The sequence below is a fragment of the Bradyrhizobium aeschynomenes genome (assembly GCF_013178945.1).
Lineage (GTDB): Bacteria > Pseudomonadota > Alphaproteobacteria > Rhizobiales > Xanthobacteraceae > Bradyrhizobium > Bradyrhizobium aeschynomenes.
Map to the genome: position 1 here is coordinate 797,949 of NZ_JABFDM010000003.1, position 22,462 is coordinate 820,410.

General features: G+C 64.0%; 23 protein-coding genes. 8 read left to right on the plus strand and 15 right to left on the minus strand.

The window, feature by feature from the left end; genetic code table 11:
• Nucleotides 1-126: 126 nt before the first annotated feature.
• From HL666_RS12710 to ccoG, 3 genes are all read left to right on the plus strand, one after another.
• Nucleotides 127-834, plus strand: coding sequence for an L-2-amino-thiazoline-4-carboxylic acid hydrolase (locus tag HL666_RS12710; RefSeq protein ID WP_172181714.1), 708 nt, complete (start codon nt 127-129; stop codon nt 832-834).
• A 792-nt stretch (nt 835-1,626) separates the two neighbouring features.
• Nucleotides 1,627-2,424, plus strand: a complete 798-nt coding sequence (locus HL666_RS12715) for a fumarylacetoacetate hydrolase family protein (RefSeq protein WP_172114146.1) — start codon at nt 1,627-1,629, stop codon at nt 2,422-2,424.
• Between the two features lie 462 nt (nt 2,425-2,886).
• On the plus strand, nt 2,887-4,380 hold the full coding sequence (ccoG, locus tag HL666_RS12720; protein WP_172181715.1) for a cytochrome c oxidase accessory protein CcoG: 1,494 nt from the start codon (nt 2,887-2,889) through the stop codon (nt 4,378-4,380).
• 8 nt (nt 4,381-4,388) lie between these two features.
• Here ccoG and HL666_RS12725 read toward each other — a convergent pair whose 3' ends face one another.
• Complete coding sequence (locus HL666_RS12725; protein WP_172114148.1) at nt 4,389-5,327, minus strand: acetamidase/formamidase family protein; 939 nt, start codon at nt 5,325-5,327, stop codon at nt 4,389-4,391.
• A gap of 307 nt (nt 5,328-5,634) precedes the next feature.
• On the opposite strand from HL666_RS12725, the gene HL666_RS12730 reads away from it, so the two are divergent.
• Entirely contained in the window at nt 5,635-6,009 is a 375-nt protein-coding gene (locus HL666_RS12730; protein ID WP_172114149.1) for a transposase, read from the plus strand.
• A 65-nt stretch (nt 6,010-6,074) separates the two neighbouring features.
• On the opposite strand, the gene HL666_RS12735 is transcribed toward HL666_RS12730, so the two are convergent.
• The 6 genes from HL666_RS12735 to xoxF5 all read right to left on the minus strand — a co-directional run bounded on the left by HL666_RS12735 (nt 6,075) and on the right by xoxF5 (nt 13,397).
• On the minus strand, nt 6,075-8,408 hold the full coding sequence (locus tag HL666_RS12735; protein WP_172181717.1) for a xanthine dehydrogenase family protein molybdopterin-binding subunit: 2,334 nt from the start codon (nt 8,406-8,408) through the stop codon (nt 6,075-6,077).
• Between the two features lie 2 nt (nt 8,409-8,410).
• Nucleotides 8,411-8,863 carry a (2Fe-2S)-binding protein gene (locus tag HL666_RS12740; RefSeq protein WP_172114151.1) on the minus strand — a complete coding sequence of 151 codons (453 nt, stop codon included), beginning with the start codon at nt 8,861-8,863 and terminating at the stop codon, nt 8,411-8,413.
• Nucleotides 8,864-9,206: 343 nt separating this feature from the next.
• The gene (gene gfa / locus HL666_RS12745) at nt 9,207-9,770 is read right to left on the minus strand and encodes an S-(hydroxymethyl)glutathione synthase (protein ID WP_172114152.1); all 564 of its coding nucleotides are present in this window, start codon (nt 9,768-9,770) and stop codon (nt 9,207-9,209) included.
• A 33-nt stretch (nt 9,771-9,803) separates the two neighbouring features.
• Nucleotides 9,804-10,913, minus strand: a complete 1,110-nt coding sequence (locus HL666_RS12750; protein WP_172114153.1) for an S-(hydroxymethyl)glutathione dehydrogenase/class III alcohol dehydrogenase — start codon at nt 10,911-10,913, stop codon at nt 9,804-9,806.
• Nucleotides 10,914-10,979: 66 nt separating this feature from the next.
• Nucleotides 10,980-11,459 (minus strand): c-type cytochrome, methanol metabolism-related, encoded by a 480-nt coding sequence (locus HL666_RS12755; protein ID WP_172114210.1) that lies wholly within the window; start codon nt 11,457-11,459, stop codon nt 10,980-10,982.
• A gap of 132 nt (nt 11,460-11,591) precedes the next feature.
• On the minus strand, nt 11,592-13,397 hold the full coding sequence (gene xoxF5, locus HL666_RS12760; protein ID WP_172114154.1) for a lanthanide-dependent methanol dehydrogenase XoxF5: 1,806 nt from the start codon (nt 13,395-13,397) through the stop codon (nt 11,592-11,594).
• 407 nt (nt 13,398-13,804) lie between these two features.
• Between xoxF5 and HL666_RS12765 the strand changes: the two genes are divergently transcribed.
• Entirely contained in the window at nt 13,805-14,758 is a 954-nt protein-coding gene (locus tag HL666_RS12765; protein WP_172114155.1) for a helix-turn-helix domain-containing protein, read from the plus strand.
• 12 nt (nt 14,759-14,770) lie between these two features.
• Here the strand turns inward: HL666_RS12765 and HL666_RS12770 are convergent, their stop codons facing one another.
• The 3 genes from HL666_RS12770 to HL666_RS12780 are packed head-to-tail and all read right to left on the minus strand — an operon-like array spanning nt 14,771 to nt 17,737.
• Nucleotides 14,771-15,706, minus strand: a complete 936-nt coding sequence (locus HL666_RS12770; RefSeq protein ID WP_172181718.1) for a substrate-binding periplasmic protein — start codon at nt 15,704-15,706, stop codon at nt 14,771-14,773.
• Entirely contained in the window at nt 15,706-16,047 is a 342-nt protein-coding gene (locus HL666_RS12775; RefSeq protein WP_172181720.1) for a c-type cytochrome, read from the minus strand. Before HL666_RS12775 ends, HL666_RS12770 begins: the two co-directional genes overlap by 1 nt.
• 25 nt (nt 16,048-16,072) lie before the next feature.
• The gene (locus HL666_RS12780) at nt 16,073-17,737 is read right to left on the minus strand and encodes a methanol/ethanol family PQQ-dependent dehydrogenase (protein ID WP_172181721.1); all 1,665 of its coding nucleotides are present in this window, start codon (nt 17,735-17,737) and stop codon (nt 16,073-16,075) included.
• A 381-nt stretch (nt 17,738-18,118) separates the two neighbouring features.
• On the opposite strand from HL666_RS12780, the gene HL666_RS12785 reads away from it, so the two are divergent.
• Both HL666_RS12785 and pqqA read left to right on the plus strand, forming a co-directional pair.
• A complete protein-coding gene (locus HL666_RS12785; protein ID WP_246739989.1) occupies nt 18,119-18,391 on the plus strand; it encodes a hypothetical protein in 273 nt (90 codons plus the stop codon).
• Between the two features lie 224 nt (nt 18,392-18,615).
• On the plus strand, nt 18,616-18,696 hold the full coding sequence (gene pqqA / locus HL666_RS12790) for a pyrroloquinoline quinone precursor peptide PqqA (protein WP_009031067.1): 81 nt from the start codon (nt 18,616-18,618) through the stop codon (nt 18,694-18,696).
• A gap of 135 nt (nt 18,697-18,831) precedes the next feature.
• Here the strand turns inward: pqqA and HL666_RS12795 are convergent, their stop codons facing one another.
• A complete protein-coding gene (locus HL666_RS12795) occupies nt 18,832-19,140 on the minus strand; it encodes an EthD family reductase (RefSeq protein ID WP_172114159.1) in 309 nt (102 codons plus the stop codon).
• A gap of 218 nt (nt 19,141-19,358) precedes the next feature.
• On the opposite strand from HL666_RS12795, the gene HL666_RS12800 reads away from it, so the two are divergent.
• Nucleotides 19,359-19,571, plus strand: coding sequence for a hypothetical protein (locus tag HL666_RS12800; RefSeq protein ID WP_172114160.1), 213 nt, complete (start codon nt 19,359-19,361; stop codon nt 19,569-19,571).
• A 13-nt stretch (nt 19,572-19,584) separates the two neighbouring features.
• Here the strand turns inward: HL666_RS12800 and HL666_RS12805 are convergent, their stop codons facing one another.
• The 4 genes from HL666_RS12805 to HL666_RS12820 are packed head-to-tail and all read right to left on the minus strand — an operon-like array spanning nt 19,585 to nt 22,389.
• Nucleotides 19,585-19,932 (minus strand): hypothetical protein, encoded by a 348-nt coding sequence (locus tag HL666_RS12805; protein ID WP_172181723.1) that lies wholly within the window; start codon nt 19,930-19,932, stop codon nt 19,585-19,587.
• Nucleotides 19,933-19,971: 39 nt separating this feature from the next.
• On the minus strand, nt 19,972-20,682 hold the full coding sequence (locus HL666_RS12810) for an ABC transporter ATP-binding protein (protein ID WP_172181724.1): 711 nt from the start codon (nt 20,680-20,682) through the stop codon (nt 19,972-19,974).
• Entirely contained in the window at nt 20,672-21,409 is a 738-nt protein-coding gene (locus HL666_RS12815; RefSeq protein WP_172181726.1) for an ABC transporter permease, read from the minus strand. Before HL666_RS12815 ends, HL666_RS12810 begins: the two co-directional genes overlap by 11 nt.
• Complete coding sequence (locus HL666_RS12820; protein WP_172181727.1) at nt 21,409-22,389, minus strand: ABC transporter substrate-binding protein; 981 nt, start codon at nt 22,387-22,389, stop codon at nt 21,409-21,411. The genes HL666_RS12815 and HL666_RS12820 overlap by 1 nt, the downstream gene beginning before the upstream one ends.
• Nucleotides 22,390-22,462 lie beyond the last annotated feature (73 nt).

Consider the following 22,462-nt stretch of genomic DNA (forward strand, 5'->3'; position numbering starts at 1 on the left):
ATTTTCTATCGCTGAGGGGCAGAAACTCTGGTTTGAAACGCGCGCATGCTCCCGTCTACGATTTGCGTGCAAGTCCGCGGCCCTGGAACGGCAGGCGTCGCAGCACAGTCTTCGAAGAGGTGTTCGATGCCCGATATCCATCCATTCTACCAGACACAGCGCAGCGCCATGCAATCGGCTATGCGCCAACGTGTCACGCTTTCCCGCCCCCTGTTGCGCGCGCGGGCCGGATTGTTGGACCTCGACACAATCAGCGACGAGATCATGCAGGAATTCGACATCGTGCTCGCTCAGATGCCGTATGTCGGCGGCGTTGCGAGCCGCATGAGCGACTTCTTCATGCGGCTGATCGGATTCGTGGCGATGAGCCGGGTGCTTCGGCGACACGGGCTGAAACCCGCAGTGATCGGCGACATCGAACAGGAGGTCTACAATGCGCAACTCCTCGCCGAGCCTGAAGCAGACCGTCTCGCCGCGGGACGGTCTTTCATGTCGCCGGAGAACCAGCGATTGCTCCGCGACCAGGCGGCGTTGAGCGCCTCGGAAAGCCACCGAAGTGAATTCCCCGGTGACTTCGTCTACGATTTCGTCGAGCCCGCCCCTGGGGACGGGTTCGAATTCGGGATCGACTACAAGGCCTGCGGCTTCTGCAAGTTCGCAGCCAGTCATGGCGATCTGGACATTCTGCCGAACATCTGCGGGCTGGACTTCGTTGCCTATGCGGCGCGCGGCATCCGTCTTGAACGGACCCAGACTCTCGCCGGTGGGGCGAGCCACTGCAACTTCCGCTTCTCCCGGCTAAAGTCGGATCAGGTCGCCACGTTCGAGAGGTAGAGCAGGCAAAGGCGTGCTTGCAAGTCTGTCCGCGTCTATCACCGGCTGCTTCGCGCGCGTGACCACGATGCGGCCGGGTTTCGCCTGATGGACGGAGGGTACGCAGCCGCCCTTTGTGCGCCCGTTCGCCCAACCTGCGGGCATCACGGCCACCTCCGTCAACCGCGCTCGTCAGCGGCCAATCTGCCGATTTACCGAAAAAAATCCCGGTAACCCGGAAAATAGATCTTTCTTTTTTACAGAAATCATGGTTGTATGCACCGATCCCGTCTCGATCAAGGGGCGTATCGCGGTCGTCACGAGCGTTGATGCGGGATGCGATGGGCGTGTCGGGCCGCAGCGTGAGCAATCGCGCCGACGAACGGTTCGATGCGCACGGTCAAGCCGTGTGGTCCTGGTCTCCCGGTGCTGAGATCAAGTTCGCGCCGACGATGGTGCGGATGACAGGGGCAAGACAGCCGGTCCCTGGGGAGAGCGCGGAGTAAGCCGTAAAGCCATCGCGCAGGGAGGGCCGGGTCTGTCCGGCTGGACCTGTGGTACCTGCCGCCTGCATTTTTTTCGCAGGCGGGCCACGGGCCTCAGTCGAGGTCCGGCCTTCCCTGCGCCCTCGCGTTGTAAGTGAGGGTCCCGATCATCCCTTCGGGCGCGTGTTGCGCCGCGAGAGCAATGACGCCTGCGCGCCCCGGTGGCGCTGGCATACTGGATATGCTTAGTCGTTCGCGGGCGCCAAAGCGGGCGCTTCATCATGATCATTTCGGCCGGTCTCAACGGCTGAATCCAGGAGGAACCCAGATGGCACCCACCTCACGCCGCAATCTTCTCGCTGGCGCCGGCAGCATGGCTGCGGCGGCCGCGATCATGGCGGAGACACGCCCGGCTGCCGCACAGGCGGGACCGAAGCCGATCTTCGCCGTGCCGGCGACCACGATTCCGATCGTCGGCGAGCAAGGCGTGTTCCCGGTGCGGCGCATCTATTGCATCGGCCGCAACTACGCGGCGCATGCGATCGAGCGCGGCTCCGATCCGAATCGCGAACCGCCGTTTTTCTTCCAGAAGCCGACCGACGCGATTCAGAACGTTGCGGTCGGCGAGGTGGCCGATCATCCTTATCCCTCGCTGACCAAGAACTATCACCACGAGGTCGAGCTGGTCGCGGCGCTCAAATCCGGCGGCACCAACATCCCCGCCGAGCAGGCGCTCGATCACGTCTATGGCTATGCGCTCGGCCTCGACATGACGCGGCGCGACCTGCAGAACGGGATGGCCGCCGAGAAGAAGCCGTGGGAGATCGGCAAGAGTTTCGATCATGCCGCCGTACTCGGACCGATCCATCCGGTGGCGAAGGTCGGCCATTTCACCAAGGGCGCGATCTCGCTCGCGGTCAACGGCACGGTCCGGCAGAACTCCGATCTCACCAAGATGATCTGGAGCGTCGCCGAGCAGATTGCGAAACTGTCGGAAGCGTTCGAATTGAAGGCGGGCGATATCATCTATTCCGGCACGCCGGAAAATGTCGGCCCGGTGGTCAAGGGTGACGTGCTGCTGTGCAAGCTCGAGGGCCTGCCGGACATGTCGATCAAGATCGTTTGAGGGGAGGAGGATACGAGGTCAACCTGCTGCGCATCTACTCCTGTCAAATCAGATGAAGCTGGTCGCCGCGACGGATGGTGCGCTCCCTCTCCCCGTCCTTCATGGGGAGAGGGTTGGGGTGAGGGGTAGCCACGCGCACCGGCCCTGCGGAGAGCCCCCTCACCCGGATTGCATCTCTCGATGCAATCCGGCCTCTCCCCGCACGCGGGGAGAGGCGTGCAGCGAGCGTCGCCGTGCGTGCTGTTATCCCAAAGGGCGGCAGCCGCCATCATCCCTCCGGATGCCGCGCCTGCCGCCGTGGCGCTCGCGGCGCCGGGGTCCTCATCGCCTGCCGGCCACCGGTCATCGTTGTTCCCGCGCAAACAGCCGCTGCCAGCCGTTCGCAAGTTTGTGGGCCGACAAAGAGCCGCCGGGGATTGCCCTTTATCGTCGCCCGCAACAGGCAAGCGAACGAGGGCAGACGTGGCCATCACCATCGAGATCGATCACGCCAGGACGCGCCGCATGGCGCTGGAGCAGGGCCAAAGCCAGTCTCCGGCTCAACGCCTGACGCCGGTGCGCAAGCCGGCACGGTCGCCACGCCAGGTCGGCGGTCCCGTGGTCCCGCAAGGCGTCAAGGGACCGATCCGTCGGCTCAAATGGCTGATCCTGGTGCTGACGCTCGGCGTCTATTACATCACGCCGTTCCTGCGCTGGGACCGCGGCCCGAACGCGCCGGAGCAGGCGGTGCTGCTCGATTTCGCCCATGGACGGCTCTATCTGGGCCCCGCCGAGATCTGGCCGCAGGACCTCTATCTCATCACCGCGGCGATGCTGCTCGCGACCTTCGTCCTCGTCCTGGTCAACGCGCTGGCCGGCCGCCTGTGGTGCGGTTTCGCCTGCCCACAGACGGTGTGGACCGACCTGTTCCTGCTGGTCGAACGCCTCGTCGAGGGCGACCGGCGGCAGCGGCTGAAGAACATCGGCGCGCCGCTGACGGCGAAGCGGATCGCGCAGATCGTGACCAAGCACGCGTTATGGATCATGATCGCGCTCGGCACCGGCGGCACGTTGATCTTCTACTTCACCGATGCGCCGGAACTGGTGCGCGATGTCCTGCATGGCGAGATGTCGGCGACGGCGCTGACCTGGACGCTGGTGTTCGCGGGCACGACCTACGGTCTCGCCGGCTTTGCGCGCGAGCAGGTCTGCACCTTCATGTGCCCGTGGCCGCGGCTCCAAGGCGCGATCTGGGATCCCGAGGCCTTCACCGTGAACTACCGCGACTATCGCGGCGAGGTCAGGATGTCGGCGAAGAAGGCGGCCGAGGCGCGCGCGCTGGGCGAGCCGGCCGGCGACTGCGTCGATTGCGGCGCCTGCGTCGCGGTCTGCCCGATCGGCATCGACATCCGCCAGGGGCCGAACTTCGCCTGCATCAATTGCGGCCTGTGCGTCGACGCCTGCGACAGCGTGATGGCCAAGCTCGATCGGCCGCGCGGCCTGATCGACTACGAGAGCTGGCGCAACATCGAACGTGGCCGCGCTGCCGAGCCCCGCGTCTCGCGGCTGGTCCGGCCGAAGACCATCGGGCTTGCGCTCGCCTGTGTCACGCTGGCGGCGGTGATCGCGGTGTCGTTCGTGACCAAGACCACCGCGGTGCTGTCGGTCCAGCACGATCGCGATCCCTTGTCGGTGCGGCTGTCGGACGGCTCGGTGCGCAACGCCTACACCGTCAAGCTGCTCAACAAGTCTTCAGCGGTGCAGAGCTTCAAGCTCGGCATCAGCGGCGTCGAAGCGGCGCTCGCCATCATCGGCCATGTGGCGGCGGATGCCATCGAGGTCGAGCCGGACGGCTCGGAGACGCTTCGCGTGACGCTGACGATGTTCGCGCCCGTGGATGCGGACGTCACTTTCAAGGCCGTCGATGCCACCGGGCAGGTCGTGCTGAGCGCGCACGACCGCTTCGTCAAGCGGTAGAGGAGGGTCTAGAGATACGCCTTCGGCAGCAGCATGTGGATGCCCTTGTTGCCGTCGACCAGCTGGGTGACGCGCAGATTGCCGGCCAGCGAGCACAGCATGTAGGCCTGGTTGCGCGACAGGTTGGTGCGGGCGCAGACGTGCTTGACCATCTCGCGCACCGCCTGCTTGGCGGCGTCGTCGAGATCCTCGTCGAGGCCGATCGACATCAGGTGCGTGGCGTTCTCGGCGAACGGCCAGGTGACATCCATGTCCTTGCGCACGGTGAGGCGGAAGCTGCCGGTGACGCCGGTCTCGAGCGCGGTGATGCAGACTTCGCCATCGCCCTGCACGCCGTGACCGTCGCCGGCGAAGAACAGCGCGCCCTCGTTGAACACAGGCAAATACAGCGTCGTGCCGGGCCGCAGCTCCTTGTTGTCCATGTTGCCGCCGAAGCTGCGCGGCACCGGCGAGCCGCACCGCCCCCACGCCGGCGGCGGCGCGGTGGCGATGATGCCGAAGAACGGATCGAGCGCGATCTCCGTGCCCCAGGGCATGATGCAGACCTGGCGCTCGTGATCGACCTTCGGGTGGATGGTCTCGTAGTCGGTGAATTCCTCGGGCAGGGTGCCGAGCAAAGGCAGGATCGAGACGAAGCCCCAATCCTGGCTGACCTTGCAGCTGAGAATGTCGACCTGCAGCGTGTCGCCGGGCTGCGCGCCCTTCACATAGACGGGCCCGGTGATGAAATGCGGGCCCGGCCCCTGGATCATGGTGTCAAGCGCGGTGAGATAGGCGGGCGGAACAATGCTGCGGTCTTCGGGGAGGGTTTCCTTGCCGCCGGCCGGGAACGAATGCAGCGTCACGGTGTCGCCGGAGGCGACTTCGAGCACCGGCGGCGTGGTGCTGTCGAGATAGCCCCACACCATGCTCTCATGCGTCGCGGGAATCTCGTGGCGTTTGGACATGGGCTGTCTCCGTCGGGCTCGGGTCTCGGCGCTGATAACAAGGCAGGATGCGGCGGGCGGCAATGCCAAAAACTGGTCAGCTTTGCTCACGGCCCCGGCAGATCGACGGGACGTCTTCCGCTGATGTCAATTTTGCCAATCGGCGACGTGGCGCCGGCAGGCCCCGGCGATTCCACGCCGTCGCCCTTGACCGTTCCCGCCTTGCGCATCGGCGACGCGTGGTCGCGAGGGCCATGCGCCGGGGTACTACCAAGCTCATGGAATTCATGCGAGAATAGACCTGTTGGCCGCGTAGGGGTCTGTGAGCATGCGACGTTCCCTGCACACCGAGCACGAGATCCTGGTTCTGCTTTGCGAGGCGGAGTCGGGTGTTCCGATTGCCGAAATTTGCAGCACGGCCGGCGTGTCGCTGCGCACCTTTTATCGCTGGCGCCAGCGCTATGGCGGTCTCACCAGTCCTGCCCTGCGCCATTTGAAGGAGCTGGAGATCGAGAACCAGCGGCTGCGCTCGCTGGTGACCAAGCTCGTCGAGGGGCAGCCGAATGCCACCGTTGCCCCGAAGGTCGCGCCGGCACCGCTGCGCCAGGATTGCGGCAGCACGCCTCATGGCGTGGCCGGTGCGCCGGGACAGGCCCGCGGCGCCGTGATCGGCCGTTATGCCTCGGTGCGCTACGGCCGCTAGCTCGTTGCCGTTCTGTTGAAGGGATCATCGGCCGGATCGCTCCGGCCGATGACAGGCTCGTCGTCTTAGATCGCGAGCTGCTTGCCGATCGGCAGCGTGCGCAGACGCTTGCCGGTGGCGGCAAAGATCGCGTTGGCGAGCGCCGGCGCAAACGGCGGCACGCCCGGCTCGCCGACGCCGCTCGGCGGCGTGTCGGGATCAGCCGGCACGATGTGCACGTTGGTGATGAGCGGTGCCTCGTCGATCCGGACCACCGGATGGTCGTCGAAGTTGCGCTGCTGCACCCGGCCGTTCTTGAAGCTGACCTCGCCGTATTTGGCGAGGCTGAGCCCCATGATCGCGGCACCCTCGAGCTGCGATTGGATCCGCTCGGGGTTGACGAAGACACCGCAATCGATCGCGCTATCGACCTGGTGCACCGTCAGCTTGCCCTTGTCGTCGACCTCGACCTCCACGATGGTGGCGATGTAGCTCACGAAGCTGCGATGCGCGGCGATGCCGAGGCCACGGCCCTTGTCCACCTTGCGGCCCCAATTGCCCTTCTCGGCGACGAACTCGACGACCCTGCGCAGCCGCCCGGTATCGATCGGGTAGCTCTCATAGGGCTCGCCATAGTTCCAGAGGTCCTTTACCGAAGCGAGCTTGACGATGCGCGGAATGCCGATCAGTTCGAGCAGCATGTCCTTCTGGTCGCGACCGGTGGCGGCGGCGATCTCTCCCATCATCGATTGCACGGCGAAGGCGCGCGGGATGTTCGAGACCGAACGGAACCAGCCGATGCGGGTCATCGCCTTGGCGGCGGGGTTCTCGCACTGGATGTTGGCGATCTCGAACGGCATGTCGACAAGGCCCATGCCGAGCTCGAACGGCGCGGCGTGATCGGCGCCGGCTGCAAAGGTCGACAGGATCGTCGGCGCAACGCTGCGGTGACGCCACGCCACCACCTTGCCGGACTTGTCGAGCCCGGCCTCGATCCTTTCCACCGAGACGGTGTGCAGGAAGTCGTGCTGGATGTCGTCATCACGCGTCCACTGCACCTTCACGGGCGCGCCCAGCTCCTTGGAGAGCAGGGCGGCTTCGAGCGCGAAGTCGCATTTCGATTTGCGGCCGAAACCGCCGCCGAGCAGGGTGACGTTGACGGTCACGTTCTCGATCGGGATCTGCAGGGTCTTGGCGACGTCCTCGCGGGTGCCGCCCGGGCTCTGCACCGGCGCCCAGATCTCGGCCTTGTCGCCCCTGACGTCGGCCACCGCGACCGGCGGCTCCATGCTGGCATGGGCGAAATGCGGCAGATAGTACTCGCCGGTGATGACCTTGTCGGCCGACTTCAGCGCCGCTTCGACATCACCTTCCTGGCGCACGACGAGTCCCGGCTGGCGCGCGGCCGCTTCGAGCTCGGCGCGGTAGGCGACGGAGTCGTAGGCCGCATTGGGGCCGTCGTCCCACTCGACCTTCAACGCGTCGCGGCCCTTGATCGCAGCTCCCGTATTGCGCGCGATCACGGCGACGCCGCCAAGCGGCTGGAACTTCGATGGCCATGGCCAGCCCTTGACCTCGAGCACCTTCTCGACGCCGGACACCTTGAGCGTCTCTGCCGGATCGAACGACTTCACCTTGCCGCCCGTGACCGGCGGCCGGGCGATGACCGCGTACTTCATGCCGGGCAGGCGGATATCGGCACCATAATGCGCCGTGCCGACGGTGATGTCGTGCAGGTCGACGATGCTGACCTGGCCCTTGCCGAGATACCGGAAATCTCTAGGCGACTTCAGCTTGATGGTGTCGACCGCGGGCACCGGCTGACTGGCGGCGTCGGCCGCGAGCTCGCCGAAGCCGAGGCGCTTGCCGCTGGCGCTGTGCACGACCTCGTGATTGACCGCTTTCACCTCGCTGGCGGGCACGCCGAGCTTCTTGGCGGCAGCCGCCTCCAGCATCGCCCGCGCCATCGCGCCGATCTGGCGCATCGGCAGCAGATAGTGCCGCGTGCTGCGCGAGCCGTCGGTGTCCTGGTTGCCGAACTTCACCTCGTCGCCGGGCGCCTGCACGACGCGCACGCGCGACCAGTCGGCTTCCATCTCCTCGGCGACGATCAGCGGCAGGCTGGTGCGCACGCCTGTGCCCATCTCGGAGCGATGCGCAAGGATGGAGACGATGCCGTCGGGGGCGATCGACACGAAGATCTTGGGATCGACCACGGTGCCATGCGGCATCTTGCCGGCGCCGGTCTCATAGGCGGCGAACGCCGGACGCGACAACAGGGGGGCGGCGAGCACGAAGCCGCCGGCCAATCCCAGCGTCTGCAGAATTGCGCGACGCGAGACGTTCTCGACCTTGAGATGCTGTTCGAAGCCGCGGCGGGATGCGGGCTTTGCGATCTCGGGATTTGCGATGATGCTCATGATCACACCCCCGTCGAGGCCAGATGGACCGCATTCTCGATGCGCTGATAGCATCCGCAGCGGCAGATGTTGCCGGCCATCGCGTCCCGGATCTGGTCATGCGAGGGCTTCGGATTCTGGTTGAGCAGCGCCGCCGCCTGCATGATCTGCCCGGCCTGGCAGAAGCCGCATTGCGGGACGTTGACCTGCCGCCACGCTTTCTGCACCGGGTGGTCGCCGGTCGGGTGCAGGCCTTCGATGGTGGTGACCTCGCGGCCGGCGACGTCCGATACCGCGGTGATGCAGGCGCGCGCGGCCTCCTTGTCGATCATCACGGTGCAGGCGCCGCACAGCGCCTGGCCGCAGCCATATTTGCTGCCCGTCAACCCCAGCTCATCGCGCAGATACCACAGCAGCGACAGACTGGGATCGCCATCCCAGCTCTGCTCCTGGCCGTTGATTTTCACCTTGATCATGTTCGCCCTCGCTCTGTCGGACCAATGGTCGTTGGTTCTGATCGTTGGTGGACGCGCGCGGGACCACATGTCCCTGGTGCACGCGCCGGATCAATTGAGTTGTCGGAAAGTCACCCATGATAACAGACCGGGAGTGAGGTCGGACTACACAGGCGCGTGTATTGACGAGATGCGCGGCGGCCGTGTGCGGGTGCAGTATCGCAGATCCATGATGCCGCATCGCGCGGTGCAACAGATGCGCGCGGCCAGCAGGTGGCTCAAATAAAGAATGCCTCGCCGGCGCGATGGCAGGCGAGGCACCAAGTCTTCAGGAAGGAACGCTTCAGTCGTTACGCTACGGCCGTCAGGCCGCCTTTGCTTTCGCCACGTGAGTGGCGATCGCATCCATCAAGGCCGGCGACAGGCAGTCATAGGGCTCGAGCCCCAGCTCCTTCAGCCTCGCCCGGATCTCGCCCATCTGCTCCGGCTTCACGCCCGATTCGATCACCGAGGACACGAAGGCGGCGAAGCCCGGTGCCGCCGAGCCCTGCTCCTGGAACAGCTCGGGGTGAATGAAGTCGAGGCCGTAGAACGGGTGACCGGTGTTCTCGATGCGGCCATACATGTGGGTGCCGCAACCGGTGCAGGCATAGCGCTGGATGACGGCGGAGGGATCGACGATCTTCAGCTTGTCGCCGTTCTCCAGAACCGCGACGTTCTGCCGCGGCACGACGGCCACGACCGAGAAGGTCGCGCCGGATGGCTTCCAGCACTTGGTGCAGCCGCAGGCGTGGTTGTGAGCCACGTCACCGGTGATGCCGACCTTCACCGGCCGATCGTGGCACTTGCAGACCAGCGTGCCGCCGGCGAAGTGGCCGCTTCCCTGTTTGACGCCGTTGTCAACGGACGGATGGATGTGGACAGTCATGGCGCAATCCTCCTCATGTTTGCGTGCTTGGGGTCAGAACACGACGACGGAACGGATCGATTTGCCCTCATGCATCAGGTCGAAGCCCTTGTTGATCTCTTCGAGCGTGAGCGTGTGGGTGATCATCGGATCGATTTCGATCTTTCCGTTCATGTACCAATCGACGATCTTGGGAACGTCGGTGCGCCCGCGCGCGCCGCCGAACGCCGTGCCCTTCCAGACGCGTCCGGTGACGAGCTGGAACGGGCGGGTGGCGATTTCCTTGCCGGCTTCGGCGACACCGATGATGATCGATTCGCCCCAGCCGCGATGGCAGGCTTCCAGCGCCTGACGCATGACGGTGGTGTTGCCGGTGCAGTCGAAGGTGTAGTCGGCGCCGCCGTCGGTCAGCGCGACCAGATGTTGAACGATGTCGCCGGTGACCTTCTTGGGATTGACAAAATGGGTCATGCCGAAACGACGGCCCCATTCCTCCTTGCCGTCGTTCAGGTCGACGCCGATGATCTTGTCGGCGCCCGCCATCCGGGCGCCCTGGATGACGTTGAGACCGATGCCGCCGAGGCCGAACACGATCACGTTCGAACCGGGCGTGACCTTGGCCGTGTTGACGACGGCGCCGACGCCCGTGGTGACGCCGCACCCGATGTAGCAGCTCTTGTCGAACGGTGCGTCCTCACGGATCTTCGCCACCGCAATCTCGGGCAGCACCGTGAAGTTCGAGAAGGTCGAGCAGCCCATATAGTGGTAGATCGTCTGGCCCTTGTAGCTGAAGCGCGAGGTGCCGTCGGGCATCAGGCCCTTGCCCTGCGTTGCTCTGATCGCGGTGCAAAGGTTGGTCTTGCGGCTGAGGCAGCTCTTGCACTGCCGGCATTCCGGCGTGTACAGCGGAATCACGTGATCGCCGGCCTTCACCGAGGTGACGCCGGGGCCGACCTCGCGCACGATGCCGGCGCCCTCATGGCCGAGGATCGAGGGGAAGATGCCCTCGCTGTCGAAACCGTCGAGCGTGTAGGCATCGGTATGGCAGATGCCGGTCGCCTTGATCTCGACCAGCACCTCGCCGGCCTTCGGTCCTTCGAGGTCGAGCTCGACGATCTCCAGCGGTTTCTTGGCTTCGAAAGCGACCGCGGCGCGCGTCTTCATGTCTTCAACTCCTGTTTCAGTCTCTTGAGGTCCGCGGCGTCGTCCGGGCGCGGACCACGTCGTCGGCTATTTCTTGCCCATGCAGGAGTTCTCCGCTTCCGTATAGGCTGGCGGCTTGTCCTCATGCTTGGCCGGGCGGACGCGTCCCACCGCGTCATTGCCGCGGGCGCGCAGGTAGATGTAGAGGTCGTCCATGTAGCAGGCCACGTTCGGATTGTCGCCGAAGGCCGGCATGACGTTTTCCTGGGCCGTGCTGACATTCTTTCGTCCGCTGGCAATGACCCCGATGAAATCGCCGTAGCTCATGTTCTTGACCGAGTCCTTGAGCGCCGGCGCATAGGTCGATCCCATGCCGTCGGGCCCGTGGCAGACATGGCACTCGGAATGGTAGCGGCGGTATCCGGAATAGGTGTACCAGTCCACCGAACCATCGGCGCCAACCTTGTAGGTCGGATTGCCGTCCTTATCGAAGTACTTGCCGTCTTCGGACTTGACCGCCGTCGGATCTCCCGGGCCCTCGGCCCAGGCGTTCTCGACCACACTCATTCCACCGGTTGCCGCGCACAAGGCTGCGGCGACCGCAATCAGAATCTTACGCAAGGGCGTCATCCCCAAATTTTCGAGGCAGGCGAACCGGCGCATGGACGCGATCCATGCGCCGGAAGCAGGCTGCTCCGCCTATTGCTGCGGGAGCGAGAACACGGTGAGCGCGCCGCCGAGCGCGGTATAGTTGCTCAGCGCTGCATAGCCACCGACTGCACCGAGACCGGCGGTCGGATCCGTGAGGCCCGCGGCGAGACCGATGCCGGCCCAGCCGCCGACGCCCGAGAGCACGGCCACATACTGCTTGCCGCCGTTCTCGTAGGTCGTGACGTTGCCGATGATGCCGGACGGAGTCTTGAACTTGTAGAGCTCCTTGCCGGTCTTGGCGTCGACTGCCTTGAGGTACCCTTCGAGCGTTCCGTAGAACACCACGCCGCCAGCGGTGGCCAGCGCACCCGACCACACCGAGAACGGCTCCTTGTTCGACCAGGCGATCTTGCCGGTCTTGCCGTCCCAGGCGATGAAGTTGCCCATATGGGTCTCACCCGCCGGAGGATACATCGACAGCGTCGCGCCGACATAGGGCTGACCTGCGGTGTAGCTCACCTTGAAGGGCTCGTAATCCATGCAGACATGGTTGGTCGGAACGTAGAACAGCTGCGTGTCCGGAGAGTAGGCGGCCGGCTGTTCGTCCTTGGTGCCGAGCGCCGCCGGGCAGATGCCCTTGGTGTTGACGTCCTCGCCCTGCTTGTCGGTCGAGTACTGATCGACAACCTTGGGACGGCCATAGGTTGCCGAGTTCTTGTCCATGTCGACGCCGGTGGTCCAGTTCACCTTCGGGTCGAACTTCTCGGCCACCAGCAGTTCTCCGGTGGCACGATCGAGCGTATAGCCGAGGCCGTTACGGTCGAAGTGCGTGAGGAGCTTGCGCGGCTGCCCATTGATCGCCTGGTCGGACAGGATCATCTCGTTGACGCCGTCATAGTCCCACTCGTCGTGGGGCGTCATCTGATAGACCCACTTCGCAACGCCGGTATCGGCCGCGCGCGCGAAGATCGTCATCGACCATTTGTTGTCGCCGGGACGCTGCTTCGGATTCCAGGTCGAGGGATTGCCCGAGCCGTAATACACCATGTCGAGCTGCGGGTCGTAGGAGATCCAGCCCCAGGTGCAGCCGCCGCCCGTCTTCCACTGGTCGCCCTGCCAGGTCTTCAGGCTCGAATCCTTGCCGACGGGCTTGCCGAGCGATGTGGTGTTGGCGTCGAACAGGATCTGATCATCCGGGCCTTCGGAGTAGGCCTTCCAGACCTGCTTGCCGCTCTTGATGTCGTAAGCGGTCATGCTGCACTGGACGCCGAACTCGCCGCCCGACGTGCCGACCAGGACCTTGTCCTTGACGACCAGCGGAGCGGAGGTGCCGGTCTGGCCCTTGCTCGGATCGCCATTGACGGCAGTCCAGACGTGCTGGCCGGTCTTGGCGTCGATCGCCACCAGCTTGTCGTCGGCCTGATGCAGGAAGATCTTGCCTTCGCCATAGGCAACGCCGCGATTGACCGTGTCGCAGCACATCACCGGAATGACGTTTGGATCCTGCTTGGGCTCGTACTTCCAGACGATCTTGTTGTCGTTCGCCAGATCGATGGCGTAGACCTTGTTCGGGAACGGCGTATGCACATACATCATGTTGCCGACGATGAGCGGTCCGCCTTCATGGCCGCGCAGCACGCCCGTGGAGAAGGTCCACGCGACCTGCAGCTTGCCGACGTTCTGTGCGTTGATCTGGTTGAGCTTGGAGTAACGCGTGTTTGCGTAGTCTCCCGCCGGCATCACCCAGTCCTTCGGGTTGGCCGACATCTTGACCAGCTCTTCGCTGGCCCATGCGCCACCCGCGGCGAGCGCCGCGACTGACGTCAGACATGTTGCGAGTAGCACTCTTCGCATCGTCTTTCCTCCCGGGTTCAACTGAGGTTCCGCAGAAAGCGGCCCAGTATTCGTTTTCGGCATCATTGATTATCCACTTCCCGATCGGGAAACTTGCCCAAAAGAGAAAAGAGCTTGCTCAAGAGTGAAGCGAACAGAAGTTTTTGCAGGAGATTTTGCTTTGCTGGTCCGCAACATCGGGCGCATTCTTGCTGCGGAGCATCAATTCGCACCATCCGGGTTCCACCGAAGGTTGATGTTTTTCTTGACCTTACAGGGATGAAGGCGGAGGATCGTTGCGGGCGTTTTATGGAACTGATGCGTCGCGAGGGATATCGCGGCCTTAAAATCGGAGTAATCTTGCAGCATTCTCATCCGCCGTCCTGCGGCGGACCCGTTGCGTCTCGATCTTGAATCGGTGGATAAATATGTCCGATACGATCCGCTCGCTTACTACCTCGGGGTTCTCGCCCAGGAGCCAGATTCAGCGTTGGTCAGATGCCCTGACCGATCTCTGCGGACGTTTCGATGTCGACCCTCTCGAGGGGGCTTCGTTCGAGGGCCGTATCAATTTCACCACGGTCTCGCGGCTGAAGCTGTGCCAGATCGAGGCCAGCCAACACCGCATTGCGCATACCTATGCCCGGGCCCAGAAGGTCGCGCATCCCTACATCAAGATTCTGTTCCAGACCTACGGAATCTCCTATTTCGAGCAGGATGGCCGCCAGATCGAGATCGGCCCCGGCGATTGCCTGGCCTATGATGTCTCGTCGCCGCACACCATCATCAGCCCCGCGCTGACACGCCATGACGTCGTGATCGTGCCCAAGGAGTTGCTACAGGAGCGCGGCTTCCGGTCCGAGAAGATGCCGGCCTACAAGCTGTCGGCGCGGAGCGGCACCGGCCGGATCGCGCACGACGTCACGCATGCCGCTTTCGACGAAGCGACCCGGCTGTCCCCGAACTCGGCGGCCAGCGTCGCCGAGTCGCTGATCGATCTGCTGCTGCTGCCGCTCCGCGAAGCCGATCGGATGCTGGATCGTGCCGGACCCGAGGCCGTCTACATCAGGGCACAGGCTTTCATTCGCGAGCACCTTCGCGATCCCGACCTCTGCATCGATCAGATTTCGGCAGCCTTAGGTTGTACCAAGCGCTATCTTCATATGGTCTTCAGCGACCGTGGCATGACCGTGAGCGACTATATCTGGCGCGCCCGGCTGCAGCATTGCCGCCAGGAGCTGGAGACGCAGACCGGCAAGACCATCACGGATGTCGCGTTCTCATGGGGCTTTTCGAGCTCGTCGCACTTCAGTCGCGTGTTCCGGAAGTATTTCGGCGTGGTGCCCTCGTCGGTTCACAAGACGGCAGCGCGCGCAGGCTGAATTGCAGCGGCGCTAGCGTGCGCCGCTGCGGATGATTTTCTGGAACGCATCACCAAGAATGATCGGCTCGCGGGGCGGCAGATAGGTCAGGCCGGCAGTCCCCGCCAGCTTGGCTAGCTCTCCAGATCCTTCCAAGTCCGCCAGGATCTTATTGACCGCCGCCAGCAGTTCCGCCGAACCCGACAGAGCGACATAACCCCGGTTGGCGCCGATCGGATAATTGTATCCGGAGGCGACGAGCTTGCTGTCGGGATGAGCGGCCCGGTAGGCATCGAAGCGTCTGCCATCAAGCAGCGTTGCTTCGAACTTGCCCTGTTCCAGAGCGCCGAGCAGATCATCCCGCGTCGGAATCAAATGAGTGATGTCGTCGATGAGGCGGCCCTTGTCGAACGTCATCAGGATCGCGTCCGCCAACGTGCCGCTTTCGATCGCGAGCCGCAGCCCGGCCAGATCGCCGATATCGCTGATCCGACGCGGTTTGGCGGCCGGGCCGAGAACGACGGTCAAGCTCGAGAACAGATATGGCCTGCTCGGCATCAGCTTGTCGAGCGCAACGCGGCGCCGGCGATCGTCGCGCGTCGCGCCATCGAAATCCGGCAACTTCGCCGTTTTGACTCCAGGCGCGACCAGCCCGTCCTGCGTCAAGGGATAGCTCCCCAGCAGTGAACAGCGTCCGTCCGACAGCAGCGCATTCGCTTCCAGTGCCGGAGATGAATCCTCGTCCAGCTTGCTCTCGAACCACTGGATTTCGAGCTTTCTGCCGAGACGGTCAGCGATTGCCTCGCCCAGCAGAACGTCAAAGCCGCTGCCGGGTTTGCCGCGATGATGGAGCGACAGCGGCGGAAGATTTTCGTCGAGGCAGAGTCGGAGGACATCGTCAGTGGCCTTGGCCGCTGTCGATGCCGTCAACATCATGAATGCCGCTGCGCAATAGACGAGACGGTGCATCACTGCGCTCTCCGGCTCGAGACATAGGCCCAAAGCGCGGTGATCTCGTCATCGCTGAGAATGTCACCCCATGGGGGCATGCGGCCGTTCTTGCCTTGCTTTACCGTGGTGACGAAACGCGGCTGATCGTCGGGAAAGCGGCGCAGGTCGGGAGTGACCGTGCCGGAGGTCACCATGTTCGGGCCATGGCAATGCGAGCATTTCTGCGCGAATGTCGTCTTGCCGAGGTCGATCGGGCTGTGAGCGGCGGTGCCGTCCTGCTGCTGAGCGAAGGCGGCCGTGGAAAGCACGGCCGACATCGCCACTACGGCGGCGAAGGTCGCCGCCGTTCTCATGAACATGTTCTGTCTCACGGGCAATCCGTACTCAGTTCTTGACCGCGAAGACCCAGAGCGAGCCGCCAGCGGGAACGTTGGCGAGGCGCTCGTCACCTGAGAACAGCGAGTACACGCCGCCATAGCCGGAGGTCACGGCGACATATTGCACGCCGTCCTGCTGCCAGGTGACGGGCTGGCCTTCGATGCCGGAGCCGGTCTGGAACTGCCAGAGCTTCTTGCCGCTGTCGGCGTCGAACGCCTCGAACTCGCCGGTCAGCTTGCCCGAGAACACCACGCCGCCCGCGGTCGACAGCACACCGGAGAAGCGCGGGATGTCACTCGGCTGCTCCCACTTGGTCTTGCCGGTCATCGGATCGATGGCCTTGAGCTGACCGCGCGGACCTTCCGGCCAATCCCAGAGGTCCGTCAGATCCATGCCGAGGTACCACTCGCCGGCCTTATAGGTCGCCGGCTCGGTCTTGTAGTGGCCGCCGAACACCAGCGTGTTGGCGTAAGCCAAGCCGGTCTGCGGATTGAACGACATCGGCTCCCAGTTCTTGCCGCCGAGAATCGAGGGGTAAACCGTGACCTTCTTGCCCTCGCGCGCATCACGCGTCACATCGGTTTCGACCGGCTTGCCGGTCTTCATGTCGATGCTGGAGGCCCAGTTCACCTTCACATAGGGGTTGGCGGCGAGCAGCTTGCCGTTGGTGCGATCGAGCACGTAGAAGAAGCCGTTACGGTTGGCGTTCATCAGCACCTTGGTCGGCTTGCCTTCGACGTTCATGTCGGCAAGCACCATCTCGGCGACGGCGTCATAGTCGAACGGATTGTTCGGCGAGAACTGGAAGTGCCATTTGATCTTGCCGGTCTTCGGATCGAGCGCGAGCACCGAGCAGGTGTAGAGATTGTCGCCCGGGCGCACTGCCGCGTTGAATGGGCCGGGGTTGCCGACGCCCCAGAACACGGTGTTCTGCTCGGGGTCGTACGATCCGGTGATCCAGGTCGAACCGCCACCGAGCTTCCAGGTGTCGCCCTTCCAGGTGTCACCGCCGGGCTCGTCCGGGCTCGGAACGGTGTGGGTTCGCCACAGATGCTTGCCGGTCGCCGGATCCCAGCCATCGATGAAGCCACGCGTGCCGAACTCAGCGCCAGAAATGCCGGTCAGCACGACGCCATTGGCGACGAGCGGCGCGACCGTCATCGAATAGCCTTCCTTGATGTCGGCCGCCTTCTGGCGCCACAGCTCCTTGCCGGTCTTGGCATCGAGCGCGATCACGTTGGCATCGAGCGTCGTTCGGAACAGCTTGCCGTCGTACAGCGCGGCTCCACGGTTGATGATGCCGCAGCAGACCACGCGCGGCGTCTCCGCCGGATATTCGATCTTGCTCTTCCAGATCTGCTTGCCGGTCTTGGCGTCGACCGCCATGGTCGCATTGTGGGTCGTGACGTAGAGCACACCCTGATACACCAGCGGCTGCGATTCCTCGCTGCGGTCATCGGCAAAGCTGTAGTTCCAAACCGGAACGAGATTCTTGGCGTTGTCCTTGTTGATCTGCGTGAGCGAGCTGAACCGCTGCAGATTGTAGCCCATGCCGTAATTGAGGACGTTCGCCGTATCAGTTGCACCCTTGATCAACTGATCGGCACTCTGCGCGCTTGCACCATGTGATGCAAAAATGGCGAGGCCTGCGGCCAGCGCGATCCGCTTCATTCATTTCCTCCAAGATTTTTATGCGCGCCTATCCTGACGCTGCGGGAATAACACTCCGCTCGAAATCGGGAACCGTCAATACGAAAAGCTGGCAGCCGCCATCGCCCGATCGGGACATCATCCCAGTCGGCCCGGACTGGGCAGTCAAGCCATTGTCCCTGCAGGGCGCTTGCGAGCTGCAGGATCTCATCTCGTTCATGCTGCTTTGCGGCACGAACATTGCTTCGTTGCAGCATGCCGGGCTAACATGAGGAGTGGTGGATGACACGAACCATCCTTTGGCTCGGCATGCTTTGTTGCCTCTGGGTGAGTGCGAGTGCGCGTGATGTCGGGCAATGGGGAGCAACCGACCCGGCGTTGCGCCAATGGTACGAAGCCCTGATGCAGCCCGACGTGCCGACGGCGTCGTGTTGCGGTGAGGCTGACGCGTATTTTGCCGACGAGATCCATGTGCGGGACGGCAAGACCTATGTGGTCATCACCGATGACAGGCCTGATGCGCCTCGTGGGCGTCCGCACGTCGATATCGGCACCGAAATCGAGGTCCCTGATCACAAGCTGAAATGGGACAAGGGAAATCCCACAGGTCACGGCATCATCTTCCTGAGTCGCAATCGATATGTGTTCTGCTACGTGCAGCCGGGCGGCGCGTGAGCGGCAGAAGCCCTGACAGCACCGGGATTGTCGCGATCTCGTGTGAGAAATGAGGCGGAACGCCGTCACGTCCGGCCGTGGGCGTTCGCTTCGTTCAAGCGAGCGACTAGCAACGGGATACGCTCCGGGCCGTCGAGCCTTGCGTTCTCTCGGATGCGGTCCTAGCTTCGGCGTCGGCGCGAGCGAAGCGCCAGTCAATGATAGTCTGAATTTGGGAGCTCGAAATGGCCTGGAAGACACCGAAGATCGTCGAAGTGCCGGTGGGCATGGAAATCAACATGTATGCCTGCGCGGCGCGCAAGTAGCGACTAGCGATCTGCCAAGCCATCCGAGCGACGTTTGCTTCGAGCTGGCTTGGCGGATCCATTGTTGAGGCCGACCGGCTCATCGGCCGATCGGACGTAGCGGCGAGCCGTCGAACGAATGCGATCGTCGATCGCTCAGACGTCCTGCGTGTCGAAGATATAGAGGTCCACGCCGCCATCGGCGAAATTGGGCAGATCCCCCGCTGCCGCCTTGCCCTCGGCCGACCCCATCCCTGCCTGCAACGCCTGCATCGAATCAAACACCAGGGTGGCGACGAGGTGGATGTTGGTGGGACCTGCCGGCCCATTCACCGGGCCGCGGCTGATGTCGTAGCTCTTCAAGCCCGGAATCTTCTTTGCCAGCGGGACGTGGACACTCATGTAGTGCTTGTCGAACGCCTCGGCGCTCTTCGGCGTCTTGTAGAGTACGAGAACCTTGGGCATCTGCTTCCTCCGCATTCGCTTTCTTGAAGGTCGATCGACCACGGACATTGCAGCCGATCTGCCGGTCCGGATCAAGCGTCAGGACGCGATGGGCCGGATGCTGGTCGTTTCCGACCGGTTCCACGCCATAATCTGGTGTGGACCGAGAAACCGATGCAGCCCGTCGTCGTAGTTTGAGATAGTCTGTCGACGTCAGGCTTATCGAAGGACACTGAGCCATGAGCCCCATCGATCTCGTCATCACCGTCTGCGCGGTCCTGTCGCCATCCAACTGCGAAGAGCAGCATCTCGTTTTCGCCGATGGCGGAGCCTCATTGCAGCAATGCGCGATGAAGGCGCCGCCCTATATTGCCCAATGGGTCGGCGAGCACCCGAAATGGACGGCGGTGCGGTGGCGCTGCGAGTACCCCCACAGCAACGACAAGGCCTGAGTCGCTCCGCGGCTTAGTTCGTGCACTCCTTGAGGTCCTTGTCCGCGACCTGAATGATGGCGTCGGGCTTGACGTCGAGGTCACGGACGATGCATTGGCGGTCGCCGGAATAACTCACTTTGGCATCGTAGCGTCCCGGCTCGACCCCGATCAGCTTCAGCCGCTCGTCGTGATCGAGCTCCTTGTCCTTGTCGTTCAAGGTCTGGTTGGGTCCCCAATTGTTCTGGCCGGCCGGCGAGAGCTGGAAGCCGGTCATCGTCGCGGTGGTCAGATTCCACAGCCGGACGCCTTTGCCCTGGGCGAAGGTGGCGGTCGGCAGGGCCGGCAGAATGATGGCCGTCACGGCAAAGGCGAGTCTCATGGCATGTCCCGGGCGTCCGATGTCCATCGATTGCCATGACTATGACACGGAAAAATCCAATCGCGCCAGATCGGCCTTCAGCGCGGCGACGTCCGCGTTGCTGCGCTGCGCGCGGGGCACGTCGATCGTGACCGCGTGAAGCAGGCGGGCAGGGCGCGAGGACAACAGGAAGATGCGATCCCCGAGCCGCACCGCGTCGTCCATGCTGTGTGTGACGAGGAGCGTGATCATCGGCCGCGAAGCGACCAGCGTCGCGATCTCCTCGCGCAGCCGCGCAGCCAGCGCGTCGTCGAGCGAAGCCAGCGGCTCATCCAGGATGAGGAAGTCCGGCTCGACGGCAAAGGCCCGCGCCAGCGCCACGCGGCGGGCGAGGCCAAGCGACAGCTCGCCCGGAAAATGCGTGCGGTGGGCTCCGAGCTCGAGCACGCCGAAGATCGCAGCCAGCCGGTCCTCCGCCACATCGGGCGCGGCGAGCCGGATGTTCTCCTCCACCGATCGCCACGGCAGCAATCGCGGCTCCTGAAACACCATCGCAAGGCGCGCGCCGGCGGGCTGCGATACCCGGCCCTGATAGTCGGGGTCGAGTCCGGCAAGGATTCGCAGCATCGTGCTCTTGCCGCAGCCGGATGGGCCGACGACGACGCCGACCTCGCCCCTTTGCAGCGCAAATTCAATGCCGGAGATCACCTCCTGGCGCTTGCCATTGGCGCTGGTGTAGCTCTTGGACCTGATATCGACCTCAAGCCGCACGGAGCCGCCACCTTGATGCGCGCTGCTCGAACGGTTGGACGATGACGGCTTCGATCACGAGCACCACGGCGGCGAAGCTGAGCGAGTAGGCGAGCAGCAGCGGGATGTCGAACAGCTGGAAGGCGACGCCGATCTCGAAGCCGATGCCGTTGGGCCGACCGAGCAGCTCGGCCACGAGCACGATCTTCCAGACCAACGAAAGGCCGGAACGCGCGGCAGCCGCGATGTAAGGCGCAAGTTGCGGCAGCAGCACGTGGCGCAAAATGCGGCCGCGCGGGAAGGCGAACACTTTTGCCATCTCGTCGAGCGACGGATCGAGCGCGCGGGCGCCCTCGCGCAAGGTCACGACGGCCGTCGGCAGCTTGTTGATCGCGATCGCGGCGATCGCGGCGACCTCGGTGAGGCCGGCCCAGATATAAGCGAGCACGATCACCACCAACGCCGGAAGATTGAGCAGCAGGATCAGCCAGGGATCGCCGAGGCGGTTGGCCAGCCGGCTGCGCCCCATCCAGTAGCCGAGCGCCGACCCGATCGTCATCGAGAGCGTGAAGGCCAGCGCGACGCGGGCGAGCGTGGCGCCGAGATGCAGAAACAACGCGCCGGACTTGGCTTCCGCGACCGTGACCGCCAGCACGGCCGAGGGCGGCGGCAGCTTGGTGCTGCCGGCGACGGTCGCGGCCACCCACCAGGTGGCCAGCAGAAGCGCAAAGGACAACAGCCGCAGCACTAATCCCTCGCATCCGCCCTGTAGTAGGTGCCGGGGCTGAGCTCAGCGGCGGGGCCGACCAGATCACGACCGCCGATCGAGGCGAGCACGCCGTAGAGAATGCGGGCGTCGGCCTCTTCCTCCGCAACTGAGCGGCGCGGAATGCCCTCGCGGTAGCGATTGCGATAGGCGCGCAACGTGGCTTCGTCCGGCGCGCCGGTCAGCGGCGCGATGGTCTGCCAGTCGGCGTCCGACGTTGCCAGGATCTCCTTGGCCTTGGCCGTGACGGACAGAAAGCGTGCAACGAGATCGCGATGTTTGCCGGCCCAGTCCTCGTCGAACACGTAGCCGATCATCGCAGTGCGGCCCTTGGCGCCGAACGGCGGCAACAGATCCTCGATCCCGGCAAGACGGCGGAAGCCCTTGGCCTCGAGCGCCGCGCAGAAATTCCAGTAGTTCAAGCCCGCGTCCATTTCGCCGTCGGCGAGCTTGGCGGCGAGCAGCGGCGGCGCGCCATAGGCGATGGTCGCCTGCGACTTCAATTCGACGCCGTCGCGCTTCAGGGCGGCTTGCAGCAACAGCCAGCTCTTGTCGAGCGGGCCGCCGGCCACTGCGAGCTTGCGTCCCTTGAGATCGGCAAGTGTTTTGATTGGCGAACCGGCCGGCACCATCACGGCGCCGAGCGCGCTTGAATAGGGGAAGAAGGTCAGCTTGGCGCCGAGCGTGCGCTCGCGCGAGACCCAGAGCCAGTCCGACACCATGATATCGGCATTGCCGGCGCGCAACGCGATCTTGCCGGCCTCGGGACTTGCGAGCTCGACGGCATCGATCGCGATATCCGCCTGCTTGTCGAGCTGGTGCGCGCGGATGACAGCCAGTTCCCAGGCAAATGTGCCGGTCTTCTGCACTGCAACCCTGACGGTCTCGGCAGCGCAGCATGCCGAAACCGGCAGCACGGCGCAGGCGAATAGTGCGATCAACAAGCGACCGATCCGCATCATGAGCCCGTCTGCGTTTCCTCGAGGAGTGTTCTTTTCAGCCTCATTCCCTTAGCATAGCTTCGGCTGCGATGCC

Excerpts from the sequence above, each read along its gene's own strand:
- pqqA (WP_009031067.1), top strand. The coding sequence starts at position 18,616 with ATGGCCTGGAAGACACCGAAGATCGTCGAAGTGCCGGTGGGCATGGAA.
- HL666_RS12805 (WP_172181723.1), bottom strand. The coding sequence starts at position 19,932 with ATGAGACTCGCCTTTGCCGTGACGGCCATCATTCTGCCGGCCCTGCCG.
- HL666_RS12755 (WP_172114210.1), bottom strand. The coding sequence starts at position 11,459 with ATGAGTGTGGTCGAGAACGCCTGGGCCGAGGGCCCGGGAGATCCGACG.
- HL666_RS12735 (WP_172181717.1), bottom strand. The coding sequence starts at position 8,408 with ATGAGCATCATCGCAAATCCCGAGATCGCAAAGCCCGCATCCCGCCGC.
- gfa (WP_172114152.1), bottom strand. The coding sequence starts at position 9,770 with ATGACTGTCCACATCCATCCGTCCGTTGACAACGGCGTCAAACAGGGA.
- HL666_RS12730 (WP_172114149.1), top strand. The coding sequence starts at position 5,635 with ATGCGACGTTCCCTGCACACCGAGCACGAGATCCTGGTTCTGCTTTGC.
- HL666_RS12750 (WP_172114153.1), bottom strand. The coding sequence starts at position 10,913 with ATGAAGACGCGCGCCGCGGTCGCTTTCGAAGCCAAGAAACCGCTGGAG.
- HL666_RS12715 (WP_172114146.1), top strand. The coding sequence starts at position 1,627 with ATGGCACCCACCTCACGCCGCAATCTTCTCGCTGGCGCCGGCAGCATG.
- HL666_RS12820 (WP_172181727.1), bottom strand. The coding sequence starts at position 22,389 with ATGATGCGGATCGGTCGCTTGTTGATCGCACTATTCGCCTGCGCCGTG.
- HL666_RS12725 (WP_172114148.1), bottom strand. The coding sequence starts at position 5,327 with ATGTCCAAACGCCACGAGATTCCCGCGACGCATGAGAGCATGGTGTGG.
- HL666_RS12780 (WP_172181721.1), bottom strand. The coding sequence starts at position 17,737 with ATGAAGCGGATCGCGCTGGCCGCAGGCCTCGCCATTTTTGCATCACAT.
- HL666_RS12775 (WP_172181720.1), bottom strand. The coding sequence starts at position 16,047 with ATGTTCATGAGAACGGCGGCGACCTTCGCCGCCGTAGTGGCGATGTCG.
- HL666_RS12800 (WP_172114160.1), top strand. The coding sequence starts at position 19,359 with ATGAGCCCCATCGATCTCGTCATCACCGTCTGCGCGGTCCTGTCGCCA.
- HL666_RS12795 (WP_172114159.1), bottom strand. The coding sequence starts at position 19,140 with ATGCCCAAGGTTCTCGTACTCTACAAGACGCCGAAGAGCGCCGAGGCG.
- HL666_RS12765 (WP_172114155.1), top strand. The coding sequence starts at position 13,805 with ATGTCCGATACGATCCGCTCGCTTACTACCTCGGGGTTCTCGCCCAGG.
- HL666_RS12710 (WP_172181714.1), top strand. The coding sequence starts at position 127 with ATGCCCGATATCCATCCATTCTACCAGACACAGCGCAGCGCCATGCAA.
- HL666_RS12740 (WP_172114151.1), bottom strand. The coding sequence starts at position 8,863 with ATGATCAAGGTGAAAATCAACGGCCAGGAGCAGAGCTGGGATGGCGAT.
- HL666_RS12770 (WP_172181718.1), bottom strand. The coding sequence starts at position 15,706 with ATGCACCGTCTCGTCTATTGCGCAGCGGCATTCATGATGTTGACGGCA.
- xoxF5 (WP_172114154.1), bottom strand. The coding sequence starts at position 13,397 with ATGCGAAGAGTGCTACTCGCAACATGTCTGACGTCAGTCGCGGCGCTC.
- HL666_RS12785 (WP_246739989.1), top strand. The coding sequence starts at position 18,119 with ATGCAGCCCGACGTGCCGACGGCGTCGTGTTGCGGTGAGGCTGACGCG.